The sequence below is a fragment of the Polaribacter vadi genome (genome assembly GCF_018861005.1).
GTDB classification, from domain to species: Bacteria; Bacteroidota; Bacteroidia; order Flavobacteriales; family Flavobacteriaceae; genus Polaribacter; species Polaribacter vadi_A.
The window spans coordinates 1-8,657 of sequence record NZ_JAHKQL010000032.1 but is presented as its reverse complement, the minus strand read 5'-3'; the positions used below and the strand labels follow the sequence as shown (position 1 = coordinate 8,657).

Genomic DNA, 8,657 nt, shown 5'->3' with positions numbered 1-8,657 from the left:
AGAGAGGTTAATATTCGTTTTTTTATCAAAACCGTATTCAGTATTGTATTCTGTAAATATAAATATTGTATTATTAATTAAATGACATTGTTAATGTATAGAAATGAAGAGTTCAGATATGTATTTTCCAGATCAGAAGTATTTAGATTTCCTAATAAGCTCTCTATCCTTAACCAAAGCAAATAGTTACAATAATGCTGAGCAGGCAATCATGGGTAGCCACAGTTTATATTGCACAAAATCTAGATGGTATTGTGAACGTAATGTCTGGAAATCAAGCGAAAGAAAGAGCGAGGAGTTTATTGGGGAATTTGAACCTCATATATTTTTGTAGTAATGGGAATTATAGTACCAATATTTGGGCATCGAATATGATTGGGCAAAACCTTGTTGATTATGAGAATTTATCCATTAGTGCAGATAAAAAAATTAATAAAAACGAAAAACCAACAGTTAATGCATCGCATTACGCCCGACTTTTTACTACACTTAAGATAGGTAGAAAGGTTAATAAATATTTGATGCAAAGTATAGTATTCAAAGCTAGTAGAACTTGGAGCAGAGAGCTATTAAATTTAGTTTTGGTTGGGCTTGCTTAGGAATAAACCTAATTATTTTTTAAAGCATTTTAATTAATATATTCATTTAAAGCATATTTAACATTATTTATTTTTACTCCTATATTTTCACCTTGAGGTATAATCAAATTGTTTTCTGCAAGGAAAGGACTCCTGCCTCCGACCAATATTGCAACGACTTCATTTGTAGATTTATTAATAATTGGTCCTCCACTATTTCCTGGATTACTTGCTATCGTGTGTTTGAATAAATCAAAACTTTCTCGTCCAAATTTTAAACTATTTATGTCTCCTTCTGTTAAAGATAGATTTGCATCACCCAGAGAATGACCAGCAGTGTAAACATCATCTAATTCTGCAATATTATCTGAATTACCAAGTTTTAAAGGTTTGATATTATTTATTGGAGAAATTTCTAATAAAGCAAAATCTCTTTCAAAATATTCAAAATTCCTACGTGAAGATATCAGCGCACAATGAACTAATTTAGCTCTATATTTTTTATTTTGAAATTTTGTGAAAGTAATTTCAAAATCATTTCCACCGCAAGCAACATGACCCGCTGTAAGAATATATTTATTTGATATTAGAAATCCTGTACCAGTTTTTCCAGATACTTTAATAAAAACAACTGCTTTTTGAACTTCCTCCATATTGGAAGCATACTCAATATTGTTATTTTCTATTTCATCTGAAATTAAATTTTCCTCATCGTTACTATTTTCGTTTGGAACAAATAGAAAAACAGCAACAAGAAAAATGATAATTAAACTAATTCCTCCAACCAATAAATTGGATGAATGTTTTTTTGGGACAGTTCCTTTTTTAGGTTTGTCCTTTGCAATCTCTATCAAATTTACCAGTCCATTATCAAGTTCAAACTCAGTGTAACCCCAATAAGGCATTTCACATAGGTGACATTTATTTAAAGGTGTACGAACAACGGTATTATCGCAGTTTTTACAAACAAGTTTTTGAACGATTTGCTTGGTTGGATTATTAATTTTCAATAGTTCTTCGTTTGTGTAACCCCAGTTTGGAATAGAACAAGAGACACATTTTTTATTAGGAGTTTTAGCAACCCTTGTATCACAATTTCTACAAACGATTATATGAGAAGAAAGCTTATTTTGAGACATAAATTCTGTTAATAAAGTTATTCATTACATATTGTTCAATTTCTGTGTGTAAATTTTCATTCTTTTCTTGGAGTCTATGAATTAAATACATCAAAATAATGCTGAGGATTAATGAAATTAGAGTAGTGTCAAAGGCAACTCCTAAAAGAGAAGTTACTTTATCCACTACTTCTGTACTCATATCTCCACTAGCTGCTCCAATTCCTCCTGAAATTCCCAATACTGTGCCTATGAATCCAACAGAAGGTATAACCCATGCTACATATCGAAGCATAGATTGTGAACTATCTGAAGATTGAATATTTAATTGAGAATTTCTAATTAAGGTTTCCAACACCTCTGGTATTGATTGATTTGCTCTGTATTTTGTTGCTGCTTGATTAATTAGACTTGTAAGATAAAACTTATCTTCTTTTTGTAACTCAAAATTAATTGATTTATGTTTCAGTTTACTGACGTCATCTGAATTAATTACCTTGTGTTGTTCTTCGGGTAACAAGTTCTGTTGTAAAAGACTACTTTCTATCGTTATTCTTTTTTGAAATCTTAATATTTCTGTAACGCCATAAAAGAAAAAGATGTAGGTGAAAAACTGGATGTAACCACCATTTAAAAAATCTCCACCTAATGCTAAAAAGATCCTTTTAGAGATAGATTTATTAGGAGAGAATTGAAAACCTAGAATAAAAAAAATTAATAATATAATGGCTAAGATGGATGCCAACAAAAAGTTTAGTTTAGTTCCTTTCATATTAATTAAATGTTACGTTGCCTTCAGAGTCGACAACTAGATTAACTACTTGAATTATATTTCTTACTGTATATAAAGTTTTATTAAGTGATTTATTACCATTTCTATAGTATACCCAAAATTGTACATTGGGATACTTACCTGATTCAGATTTATAAAGATTAGCTTTAATTTTATATGTACCTGTTTGCAAAGATGAAGTTTGCCAAACTTCAACACCTGGACCTTTAACATCATCCCTTGTTAACTCACCTGGTCTACCTGATATAGTTGGTTTTTCATAGTAAAACTCAGCTCCACTAGGGTCTATAATATGTAAATCAACATCATCTCCTATTGTATTCCAAGACATCGTAATTACCGCAAATCTTCCCTCAGCCTCAATTTTTTCCATATTGGCTTTGCATTGTGAAAGCTGTTCTCTCAATTGCTCTATCTCTTGAGTCATAGACTCAATTTGTTGCTGTTGGTTTTGTATTTGAGCCTCTAATTGCTCTATTTTTTGATTTGCTTTAAGTAATTGATCTTGCAATTCATTAACTTCATCATTTAGTTTAGACACAGCATCTTCAAGAGATTGAATCTGATTTTGTATTTCTTCATATATTTCTTTTGGTATAGAGTTTTTAGCTTGCTCGAGAATATTTTCTAGTTCACTTAATTCTACATTTACATTATTTAAGGCTTCTAACTCTTGTCTTGTTTCATTATCTAATTTCGGTACAATAATGAACAATAAAATTACTGCACCTAGAGCACCTGAGATAAGATCTAGAAAAGAGATACTAAATATTTCTATTGGTTTTCTTGCCATTATCTTATATTAAGACTTTTTGATTTTATATATTTCCCGTTAATATAGAACTTATACGTATATGGACTATAACCCCAATTGCCGCCACCTATACTCCAATGAAATTTTATAGTATTCTTACCTTTAGTCAGATTAAAGTCTTCAAAATGGTAATACTTACTAAAATATTTTTTTAAATAGCTTTTGTCCGGATCAGTAAAATTCCAATAATCATGATCTTTATCATGGCGAGTATATCTAATTTCTACTTTCTCGTCTTTTAATGAATAAATTTCTAATTGTGGTGAGATGTAATCGGTAGATGATTTGTTAAAAGTATTGCCAATAACACCATCTTTTAAATTTTTAAATTCAATATTTGAGATTATAAATGGGTCTATAACATTTGATAATTCATCGAATGAATTATTTAATTCATTTAATTTATTTGTTGCATCACTTAATTTTTCTCTTTCACTATCAAATCTAGATTTATAATCACTTAATTTTTCATTTATATTATTATAGGTTACCAGACCAATAAAAATTGCTAAGCAAGCAACAATGCCCCAAAACCAACTAATACCACTTACCTTAGTTTTTTTAGTGTTTAGCCGATCTATTTGTTCTACTAATTTTTTATTATTTGTTTGAAGTTCATTTGCCTTTTTTTCTAATCTACTTGCTTTTATTTCTAATTTGCTATATTTAACTTTAAGTGTTCTAAGTTCTTGGATTTTTTTTAGAGCATTTGTATCTGGTACATTTTTGATTGAATCATCTATAAGGTTTTTTAGAAATTTTATAACCACTTCTTTATCAAGCGTTTTTTTTAAACCATCCTCAAAAACACGATTGGCATATGCTGGATTAAAGTTGTGTATCTCATCCTCAACATCTAAACCTTTAAATGTAGATTTTTTCCAAATAAGATTTGGGTTTACTCTTTTTTGTTGTAAAAAGTATTTGACTTGGAATATTAAAAAAATTATTTGAAAGTAATTTAGATTTGTGCCATCAATATTTGAAAAACTAAAATCGGTTGATTTATTTAAATATTTTTTGTAATATTTTAAAGCGTATGATCCTAATTGATTTGAGAGAGTAGTTAACGCACCAGATTTGTTTGTTGTATAAGTTGGTCTATTGGTATTTTCAACACAGCTATCTATATCGATAATATAAGTGTTTCCGGAAGTGGAAATAAAAACATTATCTGCATTTAAATCTGAGTGCCAATAACCTAAGTCATTTAGAGATTTAATCCCGTTGGTAAGGTCTTCTGCAAATGACGTTAAATTAACTTGAACTCCATTGTTTAAAACTACATCCAGTGTATCTCCTTCAATAAATTCAGTTACTAAATATTGAACTTTTTTATAGTTTTCCAGAACTTCTGATACGGAATAAACCTTTGGTATGGCTTGGATATCTTTATCAATTATTTTATCGAAGATTGATTTGCCATCAAAACCAACTTCAGATCTTTTGATAAAGCATTTAGTATTACCAATCGTTTCAAAACAAAAATAATCTTCTCTTTTTTTAGACCACTTAGATTGCTTAATTTGATTGACTTCGTTTAGAAAATTACTTTCCCAATTGTATGTATTTCCATTTATTTTTACTTCCATATTTTGAGTGTTTTTTACTCAATCTTTATTTTTCAATGATTTGAATGATTGAAATGGACTTATCATCCATAGACTTTTGTTCCAGTCTAGCAAGACTTTCTCTAATTTGAGGATTTGTAAAATCTATATTTGTACTAGAAGAAATCCATTTCTGAGTCATTTTGCTTATACCATCAGACATTGCTATAACTTTCTCTATGCCAGTTGCATTTTTTATTACACAATCACTGTTTTTTAAATCATTAAAATCGACTTTTATTTTTCCATCTTTCAGATAAATATTAGCACTTTGTCTTCTGTTATTAGGTGGTATTTCAATAGGGTTTGGTTGAGTAATAACAACACAATCACCAGAAACGGTTAAATCAAGTTCTTTATTCATAGTAATTATTCCAAAAGCTACTGTAGTTGAACATAAAACCATATTTCTAGCTTCCAAAATTTGTTTAAGTTCAAGTTTGTCCTCTTTTTTTAAATTATTAATATTTTCTTGCCATTGAGTCTGAGTCTTTTCTATAGCTTGCTTCAACAGCATAAACGAGGAATATTCAAGACCATTTTGTTTTATTAAAGAATGTAAATTCCAAGCGATATTTTGAGCCAATAACCTAGAAGAGAAGTACTCTTTGGATTGAGATCCAAGTTGTATTCTATCATCATCTTCTTTTGAATATAATTTATCTTGACCACTAGTTCCATCTAACACCCAAAAAGCAGCATAATTTCCTTTTACAAGAAAGCCTGCTACATCTTCGCCAAGGTCTATATCCCCATCTTCTATTTGCTCAATATAATTTTTTCGAGGTCCAGCTGTAACAAATGATTCGGCTAAAAATAACGGTGTTTTATTATTTGATAAGGGAGAAAGAGGAGAAAATATTCTCTTGAGTTCAATCTCAGAGGAATTCTGGGTAACCGTTTTTATTGAATTGATTTTAACTAAAAGTTGCTGAGTTTGATTTTCTAAAGACTTAATATCTTTATTTTTTGTATTTAAATTATCATTTAAATCTTTAATAGATTTTTTTTGTTTTATTTTTTTAAATACCAGTAATAGTATATATATAAAGGTTATCAAAGCAATAGCACAAAACCAGTATAATAACTTTTCTCTTTGTTTTTGTGCATTTATTAATTCTGTAGATAGGTTTTGAACTTTACTATTTAGGGTACCATTAGATTTGCTTAATTCGGAGTTTAATTCTTCAAGATGATTATTTTTAATTTTTAATAAAGATTCTGATATTTGTAGCGGTGTTTCATTATTGTTTAGTGTGTCGTTCTTTTTTATGTTATTATGAATTAGATTATTAATTTTTTCGCTTAAAGAACTTAAACACGAATCCGCTTGCTGTGAAAGTTCTTCAATTTGCGTTTGAGCATTTACATAATATGGTGATTCTTTAGCATTCTCATACTTTAAAACAATAGTTTCTTGTTTTTCCAAAGAAGTAATTCTATCTGTTATACATCCATTTTCTTTTTCTAATGAAATTCCCCCTTTTTTCTCTAAAGTCTTATATATTACAAGAATACTATCGTATTTTTTTTGAATTATTTCACTCTTATTAGTAGATTGAGCAACAGTTGAAAAAACAGCTAAAATTATTGATAAGAATAGTATTTTTTTAATCATAACATTTATCTTAATTGTGTAGGAGCAATACAGGAAGGACAGAAACCTGAAGCATCTGATGCCATTCTAAATAATCTCCTAAGCGTAGATTGACTTTGAGGACTATCAATAATAAAAAATTGATCTTGGTTATGTATTGGACATTTACTCACAATATTTCTTAATTGATCACATCCAACTTCAGACTGGTCTCCAATAAAAGCCCCTAAAAGTAAGTCAGGATCGTGTTCCATAAATGGATTTTGAAGTGCTCCATATTCAGCAAGCTGCTCACCATCTGTATATATCATTGCTCTAATATTCGGAATCTCATAATCACCTCCTTTATTTGGCAAATGAATAGAATCATACATAGGTTCAAAATCTCCAATACCGGGGATATTTCCCTCTTTAAATTTAGAGATAAAACTATAAGCCATTTCTAAGGCACTATTAATATTTGTGCCTCCCTTCATCTGTTCTAACTCTTCATAAAGATATTTCGCAAAATTAACAGCTTCTCCAAACTCTTGAATAAGTTCTTTAATAGGCTTAAGGAACATTAAACTTTGATTATGATCAAACTTAATGGCCATAATATAAGCCTCTTGGTGTTTTTTTAAAGAAATATCTTTTAACTGAAAAATAGCATTTGCTGCACATTTTGAAACCATTTCGGCTTTATTTAAGAAAGCATTCCCAAATGTGGATGGAAATCTTTGACCTTTAAAGGCGGGGTCGAAGAACATAGACCCAGAGGCATCCATTAAAAGTACACATAATCCAACCTCTTGTGCAATCGGAACTTTTGTTCCACCACCACCTGGATATGGAGCCTCAATAACTAAACCAGTTAGACCATTCCCAGGACATTCTGCACGTTGGCAGATAAAATTATCAGGTTTAGTAGAGTCATCATAAACTAATTCAGGCGTTTGCGGGCATTCAACGCAATAATAATATTTCATATTTGTTTAAATTTAAGAAAATATTGAAAGATGTTTTTTGATTTATAATCAGGTCAGATGGTGCTTTAAAAAACCAATTAATGTTGAAGAAGCGGATGTAATAAAAACCTACAGCTTTTGAAGGTTCAATTCTTAAAATTCTATTCCGAATAATCTCCCAATTTCTAAAGAATAATTTAAAGGCAAAGATTATTGATATAATTAGCATTACAGAAAAAGATTCGGAACTTATACCTATAGATAATTCTCTCTCTCTCTCAATAGAAATAAGTATTAACAACAAAGAGATTATAAATGATACTCTCCACCAATTATAGGGCTTGCTGAAATAAGGTTTTTCAAAGGTCTTTTGACTATTTTCGAAACATATATAATTAGCAAACTCAAAGTTTTTTCCTTTGCTGTGCCAGTCTTCTTTATCAGATTTAAAAATCAATGTTGATTCCTTTAGATCAAAACTTAATATTTCATCTAAGGAATATGATTCAAATAGATTACCACTGTTGTTATACCAATATTGAAACATCTTATATTGAATTTAACTAATTGATAAAATTGAAGACTTAGGAAAAGTAGCTAGCAATTTTTTTTTAAATTTAAATAAATATTTATTAAAACTCCAAAAAGGTTTTTAGTTTTTTTAAAATTTAATAAATTGATAAAAAAACACAGAGGTTATTGTTAAATTGCTAATTTAAAGAAGTTTATGTTTTTGCGAAGTTATATCTTTAGATTCTAGTTGGGACTAAAGTATTTATATTCAATACAGGATTTAGATATGTATTCTCTCTTTTAGGAATATCAATGTGGTCAATTAGCATGAATATATTCACCTTTTCTAAAGCATCTTTAGCATATTTAATCTATTTATTAATCTTCTTTATTTTTTTGAAAACTTTAAGAAAATGCTCTTTTTCTGAATATTCAACAACTAAGTTATTTTTTATATTTTTTTAAATTTCAATATGGTTCTTTAAATAAGTTGAGTGATTTTGTACACCCTATCGTTATAACCTTTCTTCCAACGATTAAATAAATCAATAGCTTCTTTTTCAAAATTTTCTGGCATTGGAAATTCACTTTTTTCAAGTGATTTTTCCATGCTTTCAATGCTATCGAAATGTACTTTGCCATTATAAACTAGCTTTTGGATATCTTTAAAGGTTGCATTTTTAAGTT

At 29.0% G+C, this 8,657-nt stretch carries 9 protein-coding genes; 1 reads left to right on the top strand and 8 read right to left on the bottom strand.

Going from position 1 to position 8,657, the window contains the following annotated elements; all coding sequences use genetic code 11:
* Window positions 1-194: 194 nt before the first annotated feature.
* The gene (locus KO506_RS14815; protein WP_215995707.1) at window positions 195-599 is read left to right on the top strand and encodes a hypothetical protein; all 405 of its coding nucleotides are present in this window, start codon (window positions 195-197) and stop codon (window positions 597-599) included.
* A 29-nt stretch (window positions 600-628) separates the two neighbouring features.
* Here KO506_RS14815 and KO506_RS14810 read toward each other — a convergent pair whose 3' ends face one another.
* The 8 genes from KO506_RS14810 to KO506_RS14775 all read right to left on the bottom strand — a co-directional run.
* Window positions 629-1,717: a S1 family peptidase gene (locus KO506_RS14810; protein ID WP_215995706.1), complete on the bottom strand. Its 1,089-nt coding sequence runs from the start codon at window positions 1,715-1,717 to the stop codon at window positions 629-631.
* Window positions 1,704-2,441, bottom strand: a complete 738-nt coding sequence (locus KO506_RS14805) for a MotA/TolQ/ExbB proton channel family protein (protein ID WP_215995705.1) — start codon at window positions 2,439-2,441, stop codon at window positions 1,704-1,706. The genes KO506_RS14810 and KO506_RS14805 overlap by 14 nt, the downstream gene beginning before the upstream one ends.
* Before the next feature lie 28 nt (window positions 2,442-2,469).
* Window positions 2,470-3,282 (bottom strand): hypothetical protein, encoded by an 813-nt coding sequence (locus tag KO506_RS14800; RefSeq protein ID WP_215995704.1) that lies wholly within the window; start codon window positions 3,280-3,282, stop codon window positions 2,470-2,472.
* Entirely contained in the window at window positions 3,282-4,895 is a 1,614-nt protein-coding gene (locus KO506_RS14795; RefSeq protein WP_215995703.1) for a protein kinase, read from the bottom strand. Before KO506_RS14795 ends, KO506_RS14800 begins: the two co-directional genes overlap by 1 nt.
* Before the next feature lie 25 nt (window positions 4,896-4,920).
* Window positions 4,921-6,531, bottom strand: a complete 1,611-nt coding sequence (locus KO506_RS14790; protein ID WP_215995702.1) for a hypothetical protein — start codon at window positions 6,529-6,531, stop codon at window positions 4,921-4,923.
* Window positions 6,532-6,536: 5 nt separating this feature from the next.
* The gene (locus KO506_RS14785) at window positions 6,537-7,478 is read right to left on the bottom strand and encodes a vWA domain-containing protein (protein ID WP_215995701.1); all 942 of its coding nucleotides are present in this window, start codon (window positions 7,476-7,478) and stop codon (window positions 6,537-6,539) included.
* Window positions 7,456-8,004: a hypothetical protein gene (locus KO506_RS14780; RefSeq protein ID WP_215995700.1), complete on the bottom strand. Its 549-nt coding sequence runs from the start codon at window positions 8,002-8,004 to the stop codon at window positions 7,456-7,458. Before KO506_RS14780 ends, KO506_RS14785 begins: the two co-directional genes overlap by 23 nt.
* Window positions 8,005-8,451: 447 nt before the next feature.
* The coding region (locus KO506_RS14775; RefSeq protein ID WP_215995699.1) for a hypothetical protein at window positions 8,452-8,657 on the bottom strand (206 nt) is incomplete at its 5' end.

Excerpts from the sequence above, each read along its gene's own strand:
- KO506_RS14815 (WP_215995707.1), top strand. The coding sequence starts at position 195 with ATGCTGAGCAGGCAATCATGGGTAGCCACAGTTTATATTGCACAAAAT.
- KO506_RS14810 (WP_215995706.1), bottom strand. The coding sequence starts at position 1,717 with ATGTCTCAAAATAAGCTTTCTTCTCATATAATCGTTTGTAGAAATTGT.
- KO506_RS14800 (WP_215995704.1), bottom strand. The coding sequence starts at position 3,282 with ATGGCAAGAAAACCAATAGAAATATTTAGTATCTCTTTTCTAGATCTT.
- KO506_RS14795 (WP_215995703.1), bottom strand. The coding sequence starts at position 4,895 with ATGGAAGTAAAAATAAATGGAAATACATACAATTGGGAAAGTAATTTT.
- KO506_RS14790 (WP_215995702.1), bottom strand. The coding sequence starts at position 6,531 with ATGATTAAAAAAATACTATTCTTATCAATAATTTTAGCTGTTTTTTCA.
- KO506_RS14785 (WP_215995701.1), bottom strand. The coding sequence starts at position 7,478 with ATGAAATATTATTATTGCGTTGAATGCCCGCAAACGCCTGAATTAGTT.
- KO506_RS14780 (WP_215995700.1), bottom strand. The coding sequence starts at position 8,004 with ATGTTTCAATATTGGTATAACAACAGTGGTAATCTATTTGAATCATAT.